The sequence below is a fragment of the Streptomyces sp. cg40 genome, assembly GCF_050320165.1.
In the GTDB taxonomy this organism is placed as follows: Bacteria; Actinomycetota; Actinomycetes; order Streptomycetales; family Streptomycetaceae; genus Streptomyces; species Streptomyces hokutonensis.
Map to the genome: position 1 here is coordinate 182,855 of NZ_CP190128.1, position 19,924 is coordinate 202,778.

The following is a 19,924-nucleotide window of genomic DNA, read 5'->3' on the forward strand; positions in this document are numbered from 1 at the left end:
TCGCCGAGCGGCCACCGCCAACGCTCGGCCCGCACCTCCCCACCTGCTGGTTGCGGCACGATGACCACAGGAGATCAGCGGGGTTACGACATGGCGCGCACTCCTCGGAGCAGGTTGACGAGATGCGCCATGTCGCCGTCTCGCGCCGCGTCGAGGAACGCTTCGAGCAGCTCGTCATGCTCCGCCGGATCCACCGGTTCGCACCGCTGCCGGGCGAGATGCCTACGCGCCCGCAGGGCCAGTTGCCGCGCGTTGCCCTCGCCGAGTCCGAGCAGGTCGGCGATTTCACGGAACGGATATTCGAACGCCTCGCGAAGTACGTATACGGCCCGTTCGACGGGCGACAGCCGTTCGATCAGGAGTCGGACCGCGCTCTCGATCGCCTCCCCGCGCTCGGCCTCGCGCACCGGATCGACGGCTTCGAGATCCCGTTCCGGATTCCATCCGCCGACACTGACCTCGCGGCGGGCACGGGCCGAGGTCGCCGTGTTGAGCGCGACCCGGGTGGTGACGGTCACCAGGAACGCGACCCGATCGCGCACCTGCGCCCGGTCCGCACCCTGCCAGCGGACCCAAACGTCCTGAACGACGTCCTCGGCGTCGACGGCGCGGCCCAGCCTCTGGTAGGCGATCCCGAACAGCAGAGAGCGGACACTCTCGAAGTCCGCCGCCGTCTCGGCCCCCGAGCGGACGAAGGTCGTTGTCGCGTTCCCGGTCGCACCCGCGCTCGACGAGTCTGGCTTCGGCACGACGTCGATGCTGGACAAGCCCATGACGATCTTCCCCGCTCCTGGTGCGCTGGACGGCCGGGGTCGGCGCATCGTGCGCCGGGGCCCGGCCCGGTTACCCAGCCACCGTCGTCCGGAGCAGGTGCCGGGCGCACCCGTGGAATCCCTGGTGTACCCCGTGGTGCGGCGCGACCCCCTGGTTCGGGGACGCATCCACGGAAACGACGCGGGAGGCAGAACCACTGTCTAATGTAGGACGATGGCAACACGTTGCCACTTCAAGTGCCACCACAACGTCTATACATGCAGTGTATAGTCCGGGCCACGTCAGGCGGCATTTTCGGCCGTCGGCTGCTCCATGCCTCGATGCACACAAGGTGAGCAGCGCCCAGCACGAGAGGTTGCCAGTGAACCCACGTCCGCAGCATGCGCCCCGGACCGCTTCCCCATCGGCCCCGGGTCGTCGACAGCGGTTCGGACACCTTCGGGCCCTCTGCTTCGGAGCGCGGCTCGCCATGACCGGTGGCCGGGACGGTTGGGCACGTACCGCCCTGATGGCCGTAGGCATCGGTCTCGGGGTCGCGCTGCTGCTCGTCGCCTCGTCCGTGCCCACCGCCAGACACCACCGTGACGAACGGATCCACAACCGGATCGACACCAATCTCGACGACAGGGTCATCACACCCTCTCGCGGAACCGTGTTGCTCAGTGACATTGACACCGTGTTCCGTGGCAGGGAAATCCGGGGAAGGATGCTGGAACCCGAGGGACCCGCGGCGCCGCTGCCTCCCGGACTCACGCGTTTCCCGCGTCCCGGGGAGATGGCCGTGTCGCCTGCGCTCCGGAAGCTGCTGGCCGCACCCGGGAGCGGCCTGCTTCGCGAGCGCCTCGACCATCCCGTCACGGGCGAAGTCACGGACCGGGGCCTGGTCGATCCCGGCGAGTACGTCTTCTACCTGGGCGGCGAGCACATGGCGGTCGGTGTGGCGGGAGCCGACCGGCTGGACCACTTCGGCAAGACCTATCCGCAGAAGCCGCTCGACCCCGCACTCACCCTGCTCAGTATCGTCGGGATGGTCGTGCTGCTCGCCCCGGTCACCGTGTTCATCGCCGCAGCCGTCCGGTTCGGCGGCGAACGCCACGACCGGCGGCTGGCCGCACTACGGCTGGTGGGCGCCGACCGCCGGACGACCGCCCGCATCGCCGCCGGCGGGACACTGGTCAGCGCACTGATCGGTGTGGCCCTGGGCGCGGTCCTGTTCATGATCGGCCGTCAGTTCATCGAGCTGATGGACATACAAGGACTCAGTGTCTTCACGGAGGACTTCACCCCACAGCCCGCTCTGGCCGCACTCACCGTGGTCGGGGTACTTCTGTTGTCTCTCGCTGTCACGGGGCTGGCGATGAACGGGGTGGCTGTCGAACCCCTCGGGGTGGTTCGCAGGTCCGGTGGCGCCACGCGACGGTTGTGGTGGCGCGTCGCCGTGCCCGTACTCGGCCTGTCTCTGCTGAAGACGTCCGTGGGGAGCGGATCCGAGATACGCAGTACCACCAGCGTCGTCCTGGTCGTTGTCGGCATGCTGGCCCTGCTCGTCGGCGTGACCGCCGTGCTGCCCTGGATCCTGGAACAACTCACCAAAGCGCTCGGTGGACTCGGTCCCGTCTCCTGGCAACTGGCCGTCCGACGAATCCAGTTGAACAGCGAAGCCGCCACCCGCTCGGTCAACGGCATCGTCGTCGCCGTGGCCGGTGCGATAGCACTGCAGACCCTCTTCACCGGCATCGCACACGGTCAGCACGGCAACAGCGGGACAGCCAGGAGCGGTTCCGCGCCGACCACCCAGGTCGGCGTCGCCAGTCTCGACGACGGCAAAGGGTATACGGAGCGGTACACGTCGGTGTTCTCCTCGACGCCCGGCGTGCAACAGGTGCTCGGCTACGCGGAGTTGTCCGTCAGCACGCTCGACGGCGATTTCCCGCAGACGGTCCGCATCGCGGAATGCGGCCAACTGAGGCTGCTTGCATCGCTGTCCACCTGCGCCGACGGGGACGCCTTCGTCGTCAGCCCGCACGGCGGCGGCAGCACCATCGACAGAATCGTGTGGAAGCGAGGCAGCGCGATGCGTATGGACGCGAACGGCCCCCGGTGGACGGTGCCTCGCATCACCGCCGCCGTCGAGGCCAAGAGCAGCAATCCACAAGGTGTCTTCCCCGAGAAGATGCTGTTTGTCACGCCCCGCGCAGCCGGTAAGTCGGCGATGGCCCACGCGGTGAGCACCATCGACATCACGTATGTAACGTCCGGCGCGGACATCCAGGACCGGCTCCGCACGACAGCCGCCCGGCTGGATCCTTCCTTCGCCGTCGATTTCCCCGCACAGGCCGAAGGCGACACGGCCCTCGACGGGATCAGGCGGGACCTCCTTGCCGGGGTGACCGCCGTCCTGCTGTTGATCGCGGCGAGCATGCTGCTCGGCGCGCTCGAACAACTCCGGGACCGTAAACGCGTTCTGGCCGTGCTCGTCACCTTCGGCACCCCGCGGCGCACTCTCGGCAGCTCGATCCTGTGGCAGACCGTGGTGCCGGTCGCGATGGGACTCCTCGTCGCAGGAGTGGTGGGAACCACCCTCGGCAACGCCCTGTTGGGACTCATCGGCAGGACACCCGTCTACGACTGGAGCGGCATGCTGGCCATCGGCGGCATCGGAGCTGTCGCCAGCGTTGCCGTGACCGCGCTGACGCTCCCCACCTTGTGGCGGTCCTCGCACCCGGCGAACCTCCGGCACGAGTGAGCGGGACATCGTCAGAAGAACTGGGCAGACGCCGTCAGCCGGTGTCGGCGACCGGCAGGTCGGCCCTCGGAGTTCCGTCGTTCAGCGCGGAGAGCGCGGCGGCGAGCTTGCCGCGGCTGGTGATGCCCAGACGAGGATAGATGCGGTAGAGATGGGCTCCGACGGTGCGGTGCGAGATGAACAGGCGCTGTCCGATCTCCCGGTTGCTCAAGCCCTGTGACGCAAGCACCGCGATCTGCATCTCCTGGGCCGACAGCTGGTCGCTGGTGTTCGTGTTCCGTCGGCTGCTCGACTCGCCGGCGGCGCGCAACTGCTCACGCGCCAGCTCGGCCCAGGGCCGCGCGCCGACCCGGTCGAACTCGTCGCGGGCGCTGCGCAGCGGGTTCCGGGCGTCGACGTTGCGCCGTTGCCGACGCAGTCGGCGGCCGTGGTGCAGGTGCAGCCGGGCCCGTGCGAAGGCCCAGCCTGCGGGGAGCGCGGACAGCGCGGCGGTGTAGCGCTCCCCCGCCGTGTCGTCCGGTGCCAGCACCGCCTCGGTGTAGGCCTGGGCCACCACCATCATCTCCGAGGGCAGTCGGGCGGCCAACTCGGGGAGTCCGGCGAGGAGTTCACGAGCCTGCCGTACCATGCCGGCGGCCACCGCGGCATCCGCCAGGTCCGGTGCGAGCAGCCAACGACTGACCGAGTGGTAGTGCGGGTCGGCCGGATCGAACGCGCGCGCCAGAGCGTCGTACGCCTCGGTCGGGCGGCCGTCGAAGAGCGCGAGCAGGCCCTCGACCTGCTGCGCCATCACCGCGGCGAACGGCATGCCGAGAAACAGCCGGTGGGCGCGGAGTTCGCCGAGCATCCGCGCCGCGGTCTCGGTCTCCCCGCGCAGCGCAGCCACCAGGCTCCCCGTCGCCTTCACGCCCAGCCAGACGATCCATTCTCCGGTCTCCTCGGCGAGGGCGAGTCCTTCGCCGGACTCCTCCCGGGCCCGATCGAGCTGACCGAGGTAGACCCGCGGCCAACTGCCGGCAAGGGAACGGGCGAGCAGCCCGAGTCTCCCCTGCGACCGCCACACACCGGCCGCCAGCGACAGGTACCGGGCGGCCCTGGTGACGTCGCCCAGGACCATCGCACCGCTGCCGAGAAGGTGCATGATCCGGCCGTCCTGGTGATCCGGCCGCAGGGCGTCGAGCCGTGCGAGCACCTCGGCGCCGTGCCGGTACGGCTCGGTGTAGGCCCGTACCGTCAGGACGACGGGGGCGTCCGGATCGGGGTTCCAGCGGTCCAGTTCGGCGGCGGCCAGTGTGCGCACCCGCGTGTCGCCGTCCTGGAAGAAGCACCGGGCGGCGGCCCGCCACAGCAGGTTCTCGGCGACCCGTACGTCTCCTGTGTCGAACGCGCCGGCCGCCGTGGTCACCATGTCCTCGATCCGGCGGTGCGGATCGTCGGGTTCGAACGCCGCCTTGTCGGACACGACCATGAGGCGGGCCCGTTCCAGTGGGCCGAGTTCGCTCGGGTCGGCCCGGTCCAGCAGCAACTGGGTGTGGACCCGGTCGTTGATCTCGCTGGCCGACTCGGCCGCCCGGACCAGGAGTCGGGTCCTGCGGCGGGGGTCCTGGACGAGTTCGGCCGCCTGGCGGAAGGCCGGGACGGCCGACGCGAGTTTGCCCCGGGCCAGCGCCGCTTCGGCGAAGTCTTCCAGCCGGGCGGCGAGTTCCTCGTCCCGGCCGAGTGTCGCGGCGGCCAGGTGGAGGAGTTGGTGCTCGGATGTGTCGGACATGGCCACGGCGATGGCTCGGTGGGTGGCCAGGCGATCGGTGACCGTGGCGCGGGTGTAGATCGCCGAACGCATCAGCGGATGCCGGAACTGGAGGGTACGGCCGAGCAGAGCGACCAGGCCCGCCTCGACCGCCTCCTGCACCGCTTCCACGGAGACCGCCGTGCCGCTCAGTCGGCTCGCCACGTCCAGCAGCCGGTTCAGTGGCGCGTTGGGCTCCGCGGCCAGCGCCAGCAGGAGGGTGCGGCATTGCGGGCTCACCGAGTCCGTACGCGCGGCGAACGCGTCCTCCAGTCGCTGGGTCAGTGGCAGATCGTCCAGTTGCGCGGCCATGTCGAGCGCCGTCTTGGGAAGTTCGACCAGGGCCAGTGGGTTGCCCTCCGCGCGCTCCAGGATGAGGGCCCGTATCGGTGTCGGGAGGTCCGGCGCTCCGGCGTCGAGCAGTTCGGCGGCGTCCGGCAGGGCGAGCGGTCGCAGAGGGAGATCCGGCTGCGCGCCGGGGTCGTAGGAGTCGGAGGTGTGGGCCCGGGAGGCGGTGATGATCAGTACGGCGAGGTCGCGGGTGCGGCGGGCCACGAATCTCAGGACGTCCCGGCTCGGTGCGTCGATCCACTGCAGATCGTCGACGAGAAGGAGGAGCGGCTGCCGGTCGGCCTCGTCGGCAAGCAGTTCGAGTACGGCGAGCGCGACCTGGAAGATGTGGGGTTCGGTCTGCGTGGCGCTGAACGCGTCGGCCAGCGCCGTCCGGTGCGGGGCGGGCAGCTTCCCGACGGCGTCGGCGACCGGTTGCAGCAGTAGTTGCAGAGCCGCGAACGGGAGCCACAGCTCGGTCTCCACACCGGCCGCGCTCAGGACCTTGAATCCGCGTTCGGCGGCTTCCACGCCGACCGTGCCCAGCAGAGCCGACTTGCCGACGCCGGCGGTGCCGTGGACCAACAGCGCGTTGCCACGACCGTCCGCCGCGTCCGCCAGCAGCCCGCGCAGTACGTGCAGTTCCTCGTCCCGGCCGATCATCGCGCAAGTACCGGATTCGGCCGGCGGAGGGGCCCGGCTGCTGGGCTGCGCATGTGCGGCTTCCTCCGTGCGGGGTCACATCGCTCGACATCCTAGCCTCGGCCCATTACACCCCGGTTGCCCGCGCGCCATCGGTAGAACGACTCGACCTTCGTCGGCACTCCGGCGTCAGGCGTGGATGGGAAGGCGTCGACGCGAGAGAACCGGCCGGGCCACCGGGCCCGTCCGGTGATGATGACGACGAGTTCAGGGGCGATTCACGTCCTCGGTTCGGCGAGGAGTTCGTCGGGTTCGCAGGACCAGGCGCGTACGGTCGGCGGTGGTCCCATGCGGATGAGCGTCTCGCGGGTGTCCTCGGTCAGTCCGCCCCAGATCCCGTACCGTTCCCGGTGGTCGAGTGCGTACCGGCGACAAGGCATCCGCACCGGGCACCGGGCGCAGATGGTCAGCGCCCGATGGACGGTCGCCAGGTCGCCCGGAGGCGGGAAGAAGGTCTCGATGTCGGCGCCCCGGCAGGACGCGGCCGGCCACCAGCCCGTCGCCGAACGGACAGGCAGGGCACGGTTGTTCAGCGGAGGGGTGCGCGGCGTTGTCATCCCATCTCCTCCAGTTTCCTTCCGTTGGTCTCGCGCACCCGGAGTGCGACGAAGACGAAGGAGAGCACCGCGAAGCCCGCGTACACGCCGTAGGTGGACGACAGGTTCCAGTCCGCCATGCGCGGGAAGCTCTCGGTGACCGCCCAGTTGGCGATCCAGTTGGCGGCGGTCGCCACCGACATCGCGGCGGCACGGATCCGCAGGGGGAACATCTCGCCGACCATCACCCAGAGCACGACACCCCAGGAGACCGCGAAGAAGAAGACGAAGGCGTGGGCGGCGATCAGCGCCACGGTGCCCTGGGTGTCCGGGATGGACAGACTGCTGCCGCTGCCCGTCCGGTACGAGAACGCCCAGGCGGCCAGGGACAGTGACACGGCCATTCCCGCCGAGCCGGTCAGCGCGAGCGGTTTGCGGCCGATCCGGTCGATCAGCAGCATCGCCACAACGGTTCCGACGATGTTGACGATCGACGTGGAGAGGCTGATCAGTAGGGAGTTGGCCTGGTCGATGCCCACCGACTGCCACAGCAACGACGAGTAGTAGAAGATGACGTTGATGCCGACCAACTGCTGGAAGACGGCCAGTCCGATGCCGGCCCACACGATCGGCAGCAGCCCGAAGCGGCCGTCGAGCAGATCGCGCACCCGCGGCTTGTGGTCCGTCTTGAGCGCCTGCTGGATCTCGGCGAGCCGGTCCTCGGCGCCCGCGTACGTGCCCTGCAGCTCGCGCAGGACGGCGAGGGCCTCGCTCTCGCGGCCCGTGGCGACAAGGAAGTGCGGCGACTCCGGGATGCGCAGGGTCAGGAACAGGTAGGCGAGCGCCGGTACGACGGCGGCCATCAGCATCCACTGCCAGGCGTGCAGGGCGCCGAGCATGTTCTCGCTCTTGCCGTCGGCGCCCTGGGCGATGCCCCAGTTGACGAGTTGGGACGCGGTGATCCCCAGCACGATGGCCGCCTGCTGGAACGAGGCCAGCCGCCCTCGATGGTCGGGCGGCGCGACCTCGGCGATGTAGGTGGGCCCGATCAGCGAGGCGAGGCCGATCGCCATGCCGCCGAGCACCCGCCAGGCGCCCAGGTCCCAGGCGGAGAAGGGCATGGACGAGCCGAGCGCGCTGATCGCGAACAGAGTCGCGGCCAGATGCATCACGCGCCGACGGCCGATGCGGTCGGCCAGCCGCCCGGCGATCGCCGCTCCGAAGGCGGAGCCGAGCAGGGCGGAGGCGACGATGGTGCCCGTCTCGCTGGAGGTGACGCCGAAGCGGTGCTGGATACCGGTGATGGCGCCGTTGATGACGGCACTGTCGTAGCCGAACAGGAAGCCGCCGATCGACGCGGCTGCCGAGATGTAGGTGACGCGCCGGAGGTTGGTCGGGCGGAGCGCGGCCCTTGAGTGGGCCGCCCCCGCGGAAGAGGCGTTCGAGGTCATGGATGGGCACTCCTTCACAGGACCGGATGCGGCGCGCGAGGGCGTGAGCAGCGGTCGTAGAGGACGCGGACAGGGACGACCACTGCGCTCGCGCGCGGGTCACCGGTCAGAGGACGGCCGCCGGGGACGAGAGCAGTTCGTGGAGGCGGGCGAGGTTGGCGGCGCCGACGATGCCGGCGTCCGCACCGACGGTGGCGGTGCGGACCTCGGCGTAGACGCGGTGCTCGCCGCCGCCCAGGGCCCGGCGGTAGGCGACCTCGGCCGGACGCCGGATCAGCTCGCCGGTGTCGCCGAGGCCGCCCCCGATGACGAGGACGGACGGGTCGAGGATGGACGCGAGGTCGGCGAGGACCTGGCCGAGCCAGCGGCCCGACCGCGCGAACACGTCGAGGCAGAAGGGGTCGCCGCCGAGGGCGGCCTTGGTCACATGCTGGCCCTGAAGGCCGGAGAGGGTGCCGTCGCCGAGGGCGAGCACCCGCGCGGCCCGGGCCGGATCGGCGGCGGCCATCTCGCGGGCGCGGCGGGTGTGGGCGGCTCCGCTGGCGTACTGCTCCATGCAGCCGCGCTGGCCGCAGGGGCACGGGAGTCCGTCGGGGACCGCCCGGTAGTGGCCGATCTCGCCGGCCATGCCGAACCGGCCGCGGAAGAGCCGACCCCTGCTGATGATGCCCCCGCCCAGGCCGGTGCCCGCCATGACCATCAGCATGTCGTCGTGGCCGGCACCGGCTCCGTGGATGAACTCGCCCCAGGCGGCGGCGTTCGCGTCGTTCTCGACGACGACCGGAAGTCCGGTGGCCTCCTGGACGATGTCCCGGATCGCCTTGTCGTGCCAGCCCAGGTTGGGGGCGAAGCGCACCGTCGAACGGTCCGCGTCCACGTAGCCGGCGGCTCCGACGCCGACCGCCCGGATGTCGTCCCAGCCGCCGCGGACCTTCTGCACCGCCTCGGCCACCGCTTCGGCGATGCGGTCGGGGTCGTGCGGGGTGGGGATGCGCACCCGGGTGACGACGTCCCCGCCGGGGTCGACCGCCCCCGCGGCGATCTTCGTGCCGCCGAGATCGACGCCGACGGTCAGCCCGACGTTCTGGTCCTTCATGCGGCACCGTCCACACCGTCGAACCGTCGGCGCGCGTGCCGACACCCGTGCCCGTCGGGCCACTCCAGGCAGGCGAAAAGGAGAAACATGATGTGGTTCCTAACGTTGTGATGTCGTGTGGAAGCGGTTTCCGCATCGCATGGACGGCTGTTCGCCGCCGGTCCGGGAACTGCTTCAGCGTCCGTGATCCGGCGGCGAGTTGCTTGAGTCATTCGACTGCGTCCCGGAGGTCGTCGTGTAACAAACACGGGCTGTGCCCGGTCATCTCTGTGCAGCACGTTGGATCGACGGAGGTGTGACACGGTGTTGGAGATGGGATCAACAGACGGGCACGGCGCGCACGGGTACCGGGAAGGGACCGGCCCCAGGACGCCGGCGGACGTCGAGGTGCGCTTCGTGCCGGAGGGCACCTCGGTGATGACCGTGCTGGGCGAGCCGGAGCGGGTGATCAAGGCCGGTGAGACGTTCTGGGAACCGGGTGGCGAGGTGATCCACTACCGGAACGGCAGCGCGACGTCGGACACGCCGGCCGAGTACGTCGTCGTCGTGCTGGGTGCCCCCGGCGAGCCGATGCTCGCGCTCGTCGACGAGGAGGAGCTGGAGAGGCGGGCGCGTCTGCGCGCACCGCGGCCTCCCGCCGACTGAACCACGGCTCAAATACGGGGAGTTCAGCACGTCAGTTCTCGAAGGGGGCCGTTGTGGCCGGTGACGGGTCGATGTCGCACAGCGCGGCCGAGGAGCTGGTGGGACGTGACCGGGAGCTGGAACTGCTCGGCTCGTACGTCGACCAGGTGGTCGGCCGCGGTGGGGTGCTGCTGCTGTCCGGGGAGCCGGGCGTCGGCAAGTCCGCGCTCCTGGACGCTGCGGCGAGGGCGGCGACGGCAGCCGGCGCGCTGGTGCTGCGCTCGGCCGGGGTCGAGTTCCTCGCCGATCTGAGCTTCTCCGGACTGAACCACGTACTCGAACCGTTGCTGCCCGAGTGCGGGGCTCTCGACCCGGCACACCGCGAGGCCCTGGCCGTCGCGCTGGGCACCGGTGACGGTGCCTCGGTCGATCGACTGGTCGTCTACGGAGCCGTACTGGCGCTGCTGCGCCGGGCGGCGAGCACCCGTCCGGTACTGCTCCTGGTCGACGACCTGCAATGGATCGACCGGGCCAGCGCGGCGGCGCTCGCGTTCGTCGCCCGGCGGCTGACCGGAAGCCGCGTGGGCTTCCTCGCCGCCTCACGGCCGGGGTTCGAGAGCTTCTTCGAGCGCGCGGGACTTCCCGAGCTCACCGTGTCGCCGCTCGACGACACGGCCGCGGTCGGTCTGGTCGGCTCCCGGTTCCCGCTGCTCGCCGGGCGGGAACTGCGGCGGATCCTCGCACAGGCCCAGGGCAATCCACTGGCCTTGCTGGAACTGCCGACCGCGCTCGACGCCTCACGGGGCAGCGCGGGGGTGGTGCTGTCCGAGGTGCTCCGGCTCAGCCGTCGGCTGCAGGACCTGTATGCCTCCCGGGTCGCGGAGATGCCCCCGCCCACGCGACGGCTGCTACTGCTGGCCGCGCTGGAGGACAGCGGCGAACTGCCGGTCCTGCGGGCCGCGCTCCCGGACGAAGACGTCCTGTCCCTGCTCGCCCCCGCCGAGCGGGCACAGTTGCTGCGGGTCGAGCACCCCGGCCCGGGGCGGCTGTCCTTCCGGCATCCGCTGATCCGCGCGACCGTCGTGTCGGGGTCGACCGGCGTTCAGCGCCTGGCCGCCCACCGCGCCCTGGCGGAAGCTCTGACCGATCAGCCCGATCGCCGCGCGTGGCACCTGGCCGAGGCCACCCCCGACCCGGACGAGCGGGTCGCGGCCCTCCTGGAACACACCGCCCGCCGGGTCCGCCGGCGCGGCGACGCCGTCGGCGCCTTCAACGCGCTGGTGCGGGCCGCGGACCTCACTCCCGGCCCCACCGACCGCAGCAGACGGCTGGCCGAGGCCGCCTTCGTGGGCGCGGACGTCGCCGGAGAGCTGCGCACGGCGGCGGAACTGCTCGTGGAGGCCCGACGCGCCGACCCCGAAATCAGGGGATCGCTGCGGGCGGCGGCCGCTGCCTCGCAGGTGCTGCTCAACCGCGACGGTGACGTCAACACCGCGCACCGGCTGCTCGTGGGCGCGATCACAACCCGTGAGGGCAGGTCCGACGGCGACGACGAAGCGCTCTTCGAAGCGCTGTGCACCCTGCGCAGGGTGTGTCTGTGCGCGGGCAGACCCGAACTATGGGCCGCGTACCACGCGGCCATGTCCCAGGTGACCGTACCGATGCCTCCCCTCCAAAAACTCCTCGGCGATGTCTACTCCGACCCGGCGCGCTCCTCCGCGACCTCCCTCGGGCTGCTGGACGCGGTGATCCACGACCTCCACCTGGCGACGGACCCGAGCAGGATCGAACGGATCGCGATGGCGGCGCTCTTCGTGGACCGGGCGTCAGGCTGCCGTGCGGCTCTGTGGTCCGTCGTCGACGACGGGCGCGAAGGCGGCGCGGTCACCTCGGCGCTCATCGCGCTCGTGGTGCTGTGCCTGGACGACTACATGTCGGGGCGGTGGGACGAGTGCGGCCGTCTCGCGGCAGAGGGGCTGGCACTGAGCGAAACCCACGGCTATCAGCTGCTGTCCCAGCACTTCCACCGGGCCCGGGGCCTGCTCGCCGCGGCGCGAGGCGACGACGGCACGGTGCGGGAACTGGCACAGCGGATCACCGATTGGGCGGTACCTCACGGCGCCCGTACCTGGGAGCACTTCGCACGGCACATGACGACACTGTCGGCCCTGGGACGCGGTGACCACGAGGAGGCCTACCTCAACGCATCGGCGATCAGCCCTTCGGGCGTGCTGGCCCCTCATGCCCCGCTCGCCCTGTGGGTTCCCATGGACCTCGTGGAAGCCGCCGTCGGCAGCGGACGCCGGGCCGAGGCGCTCGCCCATGTCACCGCGATGAGGGAGACGGGCCTGCCTGGCATCTCCGGCCGCCTGGCACTGGTCACCGCCGGTTCGGCCGCGCTCGTCGCCTCCGAGGACCGGGCCGCCGGCTTCTTCGAGGAGGCGCTCGCCGTACCCGGTGCCGAGCGCTGGCCCTTCGACCTCGCCCGCGTCCGCCTGAACTACGGGCAGCACCTGCGTCGCGCACGCGCCGTCAAGGACGCCCGCGTGCAACTCACCGCCGCACTCGAGACCTTCCGCCGTCTGGGGGCGGCTCCCTGGGCCGCACGGGCCGCCGAGGAACTGCGGGCGACCGGCCGCGGTGCCACCTTGGTCCACCAGGATCCGGAGAGCGTCCCGCTCACGGAGTCGGAACACCGGATCGCCACTCTCGCCGCGTCCGGACTGACCAACAGGCAGATCGGCGAACGGCTTTTCCTCTCTCATCGGACCGTGGCGGCCCACCTGCACCGGATCTTCCCGAAGCTCGGCATCACCTCCCGTGTCACCCTCGGCGAAGCCCTCGCCTCACTACCGCCGGGGCAGCCCGGCGCGGGGCGATCTGCCACTTCGTCTCGGTCCTAGGACCCGGCGCTCGGAGGCAGCGACGCGAGTGCGTCCCTGAGGGCCGCGCGTGAGGCGATTCCGAGTTTCGGAAACAGTTGGTAGAGGTGCGAACCCACGGTGCGGGGCGAAAGGTGGAGTCGTTCACCGATCTGCTTGTTGGTCAGGCCGGAGGCGGCGAGTGCGGCGATCTCCTGTTCCTGCGCGGTGAGCGTCACCGACCCGTGCTTGGCCCCGGTCCGGGACCGGCCGGTGGCGCGCAGTTCGCCTGCGGCCCGGTCCGCCCACGGCCGGGCGCCCAGGTGCTCGAACACCTCGGCCGCAGCGACCAGTTGGGCTCGGGCCTCCGTGACGCAGCGCATGCGCCGCAGACGCTGTCCGTAGGCCAGCCGTATCCGGGCCAGGTCGAAGGGCCGACGCTGGGCTCCGGGGACGGCCAGGGCCTGCTCGAAACGTCCGACCGCGCCGTCGTCCGGCGCGACGAGCGCGGCTGCGCCGGCCACCAGCAGTGCCAGCCGCGGGGAGATCTCCGCGACACCCGCCTCCCGCATCGCCCGCACATGTGCCTCCGCCTCGGCGGTGCGCAGGGTGTGCATCGCCGCCTCCACGAGATCCATGGAGGCCGTCAGGGCGTGCGGAGCGTGGGAGGCGATCCGGTCGACGGGACTGATCGCCGCGGCGTTACGGTAGGCGCCTTCGTAGTCGCCCGCGCCGAGTTCGGCGAGGACGCGAGCGTGGTCGGCGAAGGCCACCGCCCCCAGGGCCCCGCGCGGCACGGCCCAGTGCGTGATCCGGTCGGCCAGACTCCGGCTCTCCTCCAAGTGGCCGTGGACGGCGGCGAGCAGAGCCTGGTGGTACTCGAAGTACCAGGAGAGGAAGGAGTGTTGGCGCTCCTCGCAGATCCTCAGTGCCTCGTCGGCCAGTGTTCCGGCCTCGTCCCAACGGCCTGCGGCGAAGTCCTCCGAGCACAGGTGCATGAGCGCGTCGACGTGCCGGCGGACATGGCCGCCTTGGCGTCCTTGCCGGACCACCCGCCAGGCGACGTCCCGGTCGGACTCCCGCCTGCCGGCCGAACCGGTGCGGGACGGGTCCGCCGACGCCTCGACGCAGGCGGAGAGCAGCGGCGCAGCAGTCGGCCGCACACGGTCGAGAACGGTGTGGAAGGGTTCCCACAGGGCGTCCCGACCGCTGGACCAGCACACCAGCCGCAGCATGCGCAGTGCCTCGACGAGGGCGTCGTCCTCCGCGTCGTGTCCGTGGGTGCCGGTCCCGACGGCCTCCACCAGGAGGCGGTGAGCCATGTCGATGTCACCGTCACCACCGTTGAGCAGGAGGAGCGCCGTCGTGGCGGCGGCGAGCAAAGTTGCGGTGGGATCGGGGTCCGCGCGCCGAGCGCGGTCGAGGAGTTCCGAGGCCGCGCGCAGATCACCGATCGCGTCGGCGGCGAGGAAGGCGGCCCGGGCCAGTCGGCGTCCTCGGTCCGCGGGCCGGGGGCTCAGCTCGGCGGCCCTGGTGAGTACGGAGACCGCCCTCGCGGCGTCTCCGCGTCGGGCGGCGCGCTGTCCGGCCTCCTCAAGCAGGGCGCCGATTCGCTCGTCGGGAACGAGCGTCGCGCTGCCCAGGTGCCAGGCCCGCCGCTCGGGTGCCTCCGCGCGGAGTTCGGCGAGCGCGCGATGAGCCTGGCAGCGCTCGGTGAGGGTGCTGCTCTCGACGAGCGCGGCCCTCATCAGCGGATGGCGGAAGGCCACGCGACGGTTCGTGCCGTCGACGGTCACCAGACGGTTCCATTCCGCCGCCGCCAGGGCCGTGAGCCTCTCTGGAGCCCCAGACCCGGCCCGCAGGACACCCGGGTCGCCGCTGTCGTCGAGGGCGAGAAGCAGCAGAAGCCGACGCGCTTCGGCCGAAAGGCCGGCGACGCGCGAAGCATGGAGGTTCCGAACCCGTGGGGAGAGCGGCAGTACGTCGGGCAGATCGGCCAGCGCGTCGCGTTGCGGGCCGCTCAGCGCTGCGGGCAGTTCCACGAGCGCCAGCGGATTGCCCTGTGCCTGGTCCAGGACGCGGTCCCGCACGGATGCGGCCAGCCCCGGGAAGCGGGTTGCGAGCAGATCTACGGCGGCTTCGCGATCCAGCGGCGGCAACTCGTACTCGGTGAGTCCGCCCCGCCCGAAGAAGGTCTCGGCTCCCGACCTGGAGGCGGCGAGGAATCCGATACGGCTGCCCCACAGCCGGCGGGCGACGAAGCCCAGCACCGCCGAACTGGCCCGGTCGAGCCGCGCGAGGTCGTCCACGACCATCAACACGGGGCGTTCGGCCGCCACTTGACGCAGCAGGAAGGTCACCGCGTCGGTGACCTCACGCCCGACGGGCGCGGAATCGCCACCGTAGCCCAGCGCGCCCCGCAGGACCTCCCCGTGCGTGCCGGCCATGCACTCGAACCGGTCGTTCAGGGGCACCAGCAACTGGTGAAGGCCGGCGTAGGCGAGTTCGGTCTCGAACGGGACGCCGACGGCCGACAGGACCCTGCTGCCCGCTCCGGTCGCGGCTCTGCCGACCTCGCCCAGAAGCATGCTCTTGCCCACCCCCGGCTCCCCCGAGACCAGCAGGGCACGGCCCGCGGTCGTGCCCTGCCCGAGCAGCGCCTTGATCTCGCGGAGTTGTCGCGCGCGCCCGACCATCTCAAGGGGCCGACCGCCGTCCGCGTCCAATTGCACGGTGTCGCTCGACAGTTCGAGCAGGGCCCTGCGTGGTACCGGTGGGAAACGGTGCTGCGGCCACCGGGAGGGTGGGCGCTCAGCGGGGGCTCGGGGCAGCCGTCCGACGGGCGAACCGAGTGACATGAGTACTCCGTACATCGGGCTGTCTCTCCCACCGCGCGGCGGGAGAGCTTGGGCTCAGCGTGTACCCGGCCCACTGGGCCGAACATCAGTAACGTGACTGCGCGGCGACTCCAGGGTCATTTGACTGATGGCGCGAGCACCACCGGACCTCGCAGAATCAGGATGTCCCCTGAAACACACGAACAGACACACAAGACGTCACACCGTGTGTCTTCCCGAGTCCCCTTGATCCCACCGGTTTACCGAGCGGTGATGTGATGAGACAACCCGAAAGTTTCCCCCTGGTGGTGTGGCGGATGCTTGTCCGCCTGGTCGTCGCCGAAGGAGTGGATCGTCCTGTGATGCTCGATCTGTCTTACGACAGAGCAGATCCCTACGCGGTGTCCCTGACGTTCCACATGTGCACCGACGCGACCGTACGCTGGGTGGTCGGCCGCGAACTCCTCCTGGACGGACTGGAGAAGCTCGCCGGTGTCGGCGACATCCAGGTCTGGCCGTCCCGGCGTCCGTGGGCCCCGGGCCGGGTGCACATCGCGCTGTGCCCGTGTCCGAAGCAGGAGGCGGTCGTGGTGAGCGCCCCGGCGCGAACCGTGGAGGCCTTCCTGCGGCAGACCCTCGCGCTGGTGCCCGCCGGTACCGAGGAATGCCACCTCGACGTGGACGCGACCGTCCACCAGCTCCTGAGCGACCCCGGTGAGTCCCTTCGATAGTGACCGGCCCACGCATGTCACATCTGAGCGGCCTGCGCGGTCTATGTGGTGACGGACAACGAAGCAGAGGGAATCATGCGTGAGATTGTGATCGTCGGCGGTGGCTACGCGGGCTTCTACACCGCATGGGGCCTGGAGAAGAAGCTGCGTCGGGGCGAGGCGAAGGTCACGGTCGTGGACCCGCGCCCGTACATGACCTACCAGCCCTTCCTGCCGGAGGTCGCGGCAGGTTCGGTGGAGGCGCGGCACGCCGTCGTCTCCCTGCGGCGGCACCTGCACCGTACCCGGCTGATCGCGGGGACCGTGACCGCGATCCGGTCGGCGGACCGCACGGTGACCGTCCGCCCGGTGCGCGGCAACTCCTACGCGCTGCGCTACGACACCCTCGTGGTCACCGCCGGCGCCGTGACCCGCACCTTCCCCATCCCCGGACTGGCCCAGCAGGCCATCGGCCTCAAGCACGTCGAGGAGGCCGTGGCGGTCCGCGACCGGCTGATGACCGGCTTCGACCAGGCCGCGTCGCTGCCGCCCGGCCCCGAACGCCGCAAGCTGCTCACCGTCACGTTCGTGGGCGGCGGGTTCTCCGGCGTCGAGGGCTTCGGCGAACTCCTCTCGCTGGCGACCGCGATGCTCCGGTCCTATCCGGAACTGACCGCCCAGGACCTGTCCTTCCACCTGGTCGAGGCCCGCGGCCGCATCCTGCCCGAGGTGAGCGACAAACCCGGCGCCTGGGTGGTGCGCCACCTCGAAGGCCGGGGCGCGCACGTCCACCTCAACACCCGGCTGCTGTCCGCCGAGGACGGCCACGTCGTCCTCTCCGACGGACAGGAGTACGACTCCACGCTGATCGTCTGGACCGCGGGCAACGCCTCGAACCCGGTGGTCCACAACCACACGGACCTGCCCCTCGACGAGCGCGGCCTGCTGCAGGTGAGCGCCGATCTGCGGGTGGGCACGGACAGCGGGCCGCTGCCCGACGTGTGGGCGGCCGGCGACGACGCGGCCGTTCCCGACCTCGCCTCGCCCCTCCCGGGCGCGCGCACGGTGCCCAACGCCCAGCACGCCGTACGCCAGGGCCGGCTCCTCGCCAGGAACCTCGTGGCCGACCTGCGCGGCAAGCCCCTCCGCACCTACCGCCACAGCAGCCTCGGCGTGGTGGCGACCCTCGGCCTCGGCCGGGGAATCTTCCAGTACAGGCGCATCGTCGTCACAGGATTCTGGGCATGGTTGATGCACCGGGGCTACCACATGCTGGCGGTACCCAGCTGGGAGCGGAAGATCCGCGTCCTGGCGGTCTGGCTCACCGCCGCCGTGACGGGCCGGGACCTCGTGTCCCTCGCGTCCGTGCAACACCCCCGGGACGCCTTCGTCACGGGCGGGCACACACAGGGACAGGATGCCGGCCGTACGAAGGAAGACAGCACGGCATGACCACGCGGGGTTCTCGATTCCACCGGGGGTACGCCATGACCGCACGCGAGGAGGCCGCCCGCGGCCTGACCGACATCGAGGGCTTCCTCTACCGGGAGGCCCACATGGGAGCCACGCACCGCCGCCTGGCGGACCTCACCGCGCGCGTGGGGGGCCTCACTCCCGAGCAGCAGCGGGACATCCGGACGTGGTACACCGACGAACAGCGACACGTCGCCCGCATGGTCACCGACCACATCGCCGAACAGGTCGCCGCACTGGAGGCACGACACCAGGCCCGGATCCGGCACTGGCTGCGGGGCACACTCGCCGCCATGGCCCTGATCACCCTGGCGATGACCGCCTGCGTCGTGGTGATACTCGGCTCGTCACGCTGACCGCCGCACACCACCGCGTCACGTCCGGGAACGCCATGCGCGGTACAGGCCCCGGCCGGCGCGCTGCAGCCGCGAGGAGGCGACGAGGCGGTCGAGTGTGCTGCGGACCGCGTTGATGCTTCCGCTGTCGGCGTCACGGTCGAGTGCCGAAGCGACGTCCCGGGCCCGTACGTCGACGTCACCGACCTCGGCGAAGTACGCCATGATCTGCTCGGTCAGCCTCCCGTACTGCTTGCCCGCGTCCGTGTCCGGCGCAACGTCGTTGCCCGTCCGGGTGGCGACGGACACGGTGTGTTCGTCCGCTGGCCCGTCGGCGGCCGAGGCCGACAGCACGCCGGCCAAGGCGCCGAGGGCACGCTGAACCGAGTCGAGATGGGCCGCGACCGCGGCCAACTCCCTTTCCAGTGCCAGCTTCTGGATCCGCAGCCGGGCGAGTTCCTCCTGGAGTCCCTCGGCGGTGACCTCGATGCTGTGCGCCGTTCCACTCGCGGAGACCATGCGTCCTCTCCCTCCTCAGTCCTTGTCGACATCATATGCAGCGCTTCGAGTGTCAGACACGGCATCTCAGTGTGTCGAACAGTGGGAAATCGCAGCTCCGCGAAAAACATCGTCCGTTTCTGTCACACGTTCCTGTCGGCCGCGGTCTATGCAGCGGACGAAGCGGAGCAACGGAGGCCAGTGAACCATGTGTGTCGAACCGTCCCCCACCTCACTTGAGGACCTCGACGAGGCGGTCGCCGTCTTCGTACGCCACCGCAGGCGGCTCTTCGGCATCGCCTACCGCATGCTCGGCAGCGTGGTGGAAGCCGAGGACGTGGTCCAGGAGGTGTGGCTGCGCTGGCAGAAGACCGAGCGTTCGGTGGTGGTCAGTCCCGTGGCGTTCCTCTCCAGTGCGACGACCCGGCTGGCCATCAACGTCGCGCAGTCGGCGCGCGTACGACGGGAGACCTACGTCGGCCCGTGGCTTCCGGAACCCCTCGACACAAGCGCGGACCCCGAGGTCGGCGCGCAGCGCGCCGAGGCCGTGGAGCTGGCGCTGCTCCTGGTGCTGGAGAAACTGAACCCCGTCGAGCGCGCCGCTTATGTGCTGCGCGAGGCGTTCGACTACGCCTATGCCGAGATCGCCGAGATACTCGAACTCAGCGTCGTCAATGTACGGAAAGTCGTCAGCCGGGCTCGTCGTCACCTGTCGGACGAGCGGCGGCAGAACGTGGACGCGGCCGAGCACCGGCGTCTTCTGAACGCCTTCGTCTCAGCGGCCCGGACGGGGGACGTGGCGTCTCTGGAGGCCCTGCTCGCGCCCGATGTCGTCAGCCTCTCCGACGGCAACGGCATACGGGGCTGTGCCCGGGTGCCTGTGCGGGGCCGTGCCCGGGTCGCCAGACTCTCGGCCTACCGGCAGCTCTGGCGGGAGTCGGTGCCCGAGCTGGTCGACGCCAACGGCTCTACCGGCGTGGTCGTCCACCGGGACGGCGAGGCCCTCGTCTTCATGACCGCCGCCGCCTCGAAGGACGGCATTCACCAAGTGCTGTGGGTGTTCGCCCCGAGCAAGATCGCCGCCTTCCTCGATTCGCGCTCCCGTTCCGCGATCTTCTCCGGCGCCGTGCCGGACTGTGTGTGACGGCGGCGGTGTGACGTTCGT

At 70.7% G+C, this 19,924-nt stretch carries 14 protein-coding genes; 7 read left to right on the forward strand and 7 right to left on the reverse strand.

Annotated elements, in window-relative coordinates; genetic code table 11:
* Positions 1 to 83: 83 nt before the first annotated feature.
* Positions 84 to 749, reverse strand: coding sequence for a sigma-70 family RNA polymerase sigma factor (locus tag ACQHII_RS00740; RefSeq protein WP_427917295.1), 666 nt, complete (start codon positions 747 to 749; stop codon positions 84 to 86).
* A gap of 806 nt (positions 750 to 1,555) precedes the next feature.
* On the opposite strand from ACQHII_RS00740, the gene ACQHII_RS00745 reads away from it, so the two are divergent.
* A complete protein-coding gene (locus ACQHII_RS00745; protein WP_427917296.1) occupies positions 1,556 to 3,520 on the forward strand; it encodes an FtsX-like permease family protein in 1,965 nt (654 codons plus the stop codon).
* Between the two features lie 34 nt (positions 3,521 to 3,554).
* Here ACQHII_RS00745 and ACQHII_RS00750 read toward each other — a convergent pair whose 3' ends face one another.
* The 4 genes from ACQHII_RS00750 to ACQHII_RS00765 all read right to left on the reverse strand — a co-directional run bounded on the left by ACQHII_RS00750 (position 3,555) and on the right by ACQHII_RS00765 (position 9,421).
* Positions 3,555 to 6,299, reverse strand: coding sequence for an ATP-binding protein (locus tag ACQHII_RS00750; RefSeq protein ID WP_427917297.1), 2,745 nt, complete (start codon positions 6,297 to 6,299; stop codon positions 3,555 to 3,557).
* 257 nt (positions 6,300 to 6,556) lie between these two features.
* On the reverse strand, positions 6,557 to 6,895 hold the full coding sequence (locus ACQHII_RS00755) for a WhiB family transcriptional regulator (protein ID WP_427917298.1): 339 nt from the start codon (positions 6,893 to 6,895) through the stop codon (positions 6,557 to 6,559).
* Positions 6,892 to 8,325 carry a sugar porter family MFS transporter gene (locus tag ACQHII_RS00760; protein ID WP_427917299.1) on the reverse strand — a complete coding sequence of 478 codons (1,434 nt, stop codon included), beginning with the start codon at positions 8,323 to 8,325 and terminating at the stop codon, positions 6,892 to 6,894. Before ACQHII_RS00760 ends, ACQHII_RS00755 begins: the two co-directional genes overlap by 4 nt.
* A gap of 106 nt (positions 8,326 to 8,431) precedes the next feature.
* The gene (locus ACQHII_RS00765) at positions 8,432 to 9,421 is read right to left on the reverse strand and encodes an ROK family glucokinase (RefSeq protein ID WP_427917300.1); all 990 of its coding nucleotides are present in this window, start codon (positions 9,419 to 9,421) and stop codon (positions 8,432 to 8,434) included.
* A gap of 312 nt (positions 9,422 to 9,733) precedes the next feature.
* Here ACQHII_RS00765 and ACQHII_RS00770 point away from each other — a divergent pair, with 312 nt between their 5' ends.
* Positions 9,734 to 10,066: a cupin domain-containing protein gene (locus ACQHII_RS00770; RefSeq protein ID WP_427917301.1), complete on the forward strand. Its 333-nt coding sequence runs from the start codon at positions 9,734 to 9,736 to the stop codon at positions 10,064 to 10,066.
* Positions 10,067 to 10,119: 53 nt separating this feature from the next.
* Complete coding sequence (locus ACQHII_RS00775) at positions 10,120 to 12,948, forward strand: AAA family ATPase (RefSeq protein ID WP_427917302.1); 2,829 nt, start codon at positions 10,120 to 10,122, stop codon at positions 12,946 to 12,948.
* Here ACQHII_RS00775 and ACQHII_RS00780 read toward each other — a convergent pair.
* Positions 12,945 to 15,638: an AAA family ATPase gene (locus ACQHII_RS00780; RefSeq protein ID WP_427917303.1), complete on the reverse strand. Its 2,694-nt coding sequence runs from the start codon at positions 15,636 to 15,638 to the stop codon at positions 12,945 to 12,947. The two genes, ACQHII_RS00775 and ACQHII_RS00780, sit on opposite strands and share 4 nt — an antisense overlap.
* 467 nt (positions 15,639 to 16,105) lie before the next feature.
* Here ACQHII_RS00780 and ACQHII_RS00785 point away from each other — a divergent pair, with 467 nt between their 5' ends.
* The 3 genes from ACQHII_RS00785 (at position 16,106) to ACQHII_RS00795 (ending at position 18,282) form a co-directional block, all read left to right on the forward strand.
* The gene (locus tag ACQHII_RS00785; RefSeq protein WP_427917304.1) at positions 16,106 to 16,474 is read left to right on the forward strand and encodes an SsgA family sporulation/cell division regulator; all 369 of its coding nucleotides are present in this window, start codon (positions 16,106 to 16,108) and stop codon (positions 16,472 to 16,474) included.
* A 75-nt stretch (positions 16,475 to 16,549) separates the two neighbouring features.
* On the forward strand, positions 16,550 to 17,905 hold the full coding sequence (locus ACQHII_RS00790) for an NAD(P)/FAD-dependent oxidoreductase (protein WP_427917305.1): 1,356 nt from the start codon (positions 16,550 to 16,552) through the stop codon (positions 17,903 to 17,905).
* Between the two features lie 35 nt (positions 17,906 to 17,940).
* Positions 17,941 to 18,282, forward strand: a complete 342-nt coding sequence (locus ACQHII_RS00795; RefSeq protein WP_427917306.1) for a hypothetical protein — start codon at positions 17,941 to 17,943, stop codon at positions 18,280 to 18,282.
* Between the two features lie 18 nt (positions 18,283 to 18,300).
* On the opposite strand, the gene ACQHII_RS00800 is transcribed toward ACQHII_RS00795, so the two are convergent.
* A complete protein-coding gene (locus ACQHII_RS00800) occupies positions 18,301 to 18,780 on the reverse strand; it encodes a hypothetical protein (RefSeq protein WP_427917307.1) in 480 nt (159 codons plus the stop codon).
* A 187-nt stretch (positions 18,781 to 18,967) separates the two neighbouring features.
* On the opposite strand from ACQHII_RS00800, the gene ACQHII_RS00805 reads away from it, so the two are divergent.
* Positions 18,968 to 19,903, forward strand: a complete 936-nt coding sequence (locus tag ACQHII_RS00805; protein ID WP_427917308.1) for a sigma-70 family RNA polymerase sigma factor — start codon at positions 18,968 to 18,970, stop codon at positions 19,901 to 19,903.
* The last annotated feature ends 21 nt before the right edge of the window (positions 19,904 to 19,924 follow it).